Origin of the sequence: Streptomyces noursei (assembly GCF_001646665.1) — a bacterium.
GTDB classification, from domain to species: Bacteria; Actinomycetota; Actinomycetes; order Streptomycetales; family Streptomycetaceae; genus Streptomyces; species Streptomyces lavendulocolor.
On the sequence record NZ_LWBU01000403.1, the window covers coordinates 1 to 1,050 of the forward strand.

Sequence of the window (1,050 nt, forward strand, 5' to 3'; positions counted from 1 at the left end):
CCGTCCTTCTCCATCTGCTCGGCGATCTTCATGGCCTCCTCGATGAGGGTCTCCACGATCTTCGACTCCGGCACGGTCTTGATGACCTCGCCCTTGACGAAGATCTGACCCTTGCCGTTGCCGGACGCCACCCCCAGGTCCGCCTCACGGGCCTCGCCCGGGCCGTTGACGACACAGCCCATGACCGCCACCCGCAGCGGCACCTCCATGCCCTCCAGGCCCGCGCTGACCTGGTCGGCCAGCTTGTAGACGTCGACCTGCGCCCGCCCGCACGAGGGGCAGGAGACGATCTCCAGGCGCCGCTGACGCAGATTGAGGGACTCCAGGATCTGGATGCCGACCTTGACCTCCTCGGCCGGCGGAGCCGACAGCGAGACACGGATGGTGTCGCCGATGCCCTCCGACAGCAGCGCGCCGAACGCGACGGCCGACTTGATCGTGCCCTGGAAGGCCGGGCCGGCCTCGGTGACACCCAGGTGCAGCGGGTAGTCGCACTGCGCGGCGAGCTGCCGGTAGGCGTTGACCATGACGACCGGGTCGTTGTGCTTGACCGAGATCTTGATGTCGCGGAAGCCGTGCTCCTCGAACAGCGACGCCTCCCACAGCGCCGACTCCACCAGCGCCTCGGGCGTGGCCTTGCCGTACTTCTCCAGCAGCCTGCGGTCCAGGGAACCGGCGTTGACCCCGATACGGATCGGGGTCCCCGCCTCACCGGCGGCCTTGGCGATCTCCCTGACCTTGTCGTCGAACTGCTTGATGTTGCCCGGGTTGACCCGCACCGCCGCACACCCCGCGTCGATCGCCGCGAAGACGTACTTCGGCTGGAAGTGGATGTCCGCGATCACCGGGATCTGCGACTTCCGCGCGATCGTCGCCAGCGCGTCGGCGTCGTCCTGCGTCGGACACGCCACCCGCACGATCTGACAGCCCGACGCCGTCAGCTCCGCGATCTGCTGCAGCGTCGCACCGATGTCCGACGTCCGCGTCGTCGTCATCGACTGCACCGACACGGGCGCGTCCCCGCCCACGGCGACCGACCCGACCTGGATC

At 68.7% G+C, this 1,050-nt stretch carries 1 protein-coding gene; it reads right to left on the reverse strand.

All coding sequences use genetic code 11. The features are described 5' to 3' along the window. Positions 1 to 1,049, reverse strand: a 1,049-nt coding sequence (gene ispG / locus A4V12_RS33000; RefSeq protein WP_234372431.1) for a flavodoxin-dependent (E)-4-hydroxy-3-methylbut-2-enyl-diphosphate synthase, incomplete at its 3' end; no start/stop codon positions are given. Between the last annotated feature and the right edge of the window lies 1 nt (position 1,050).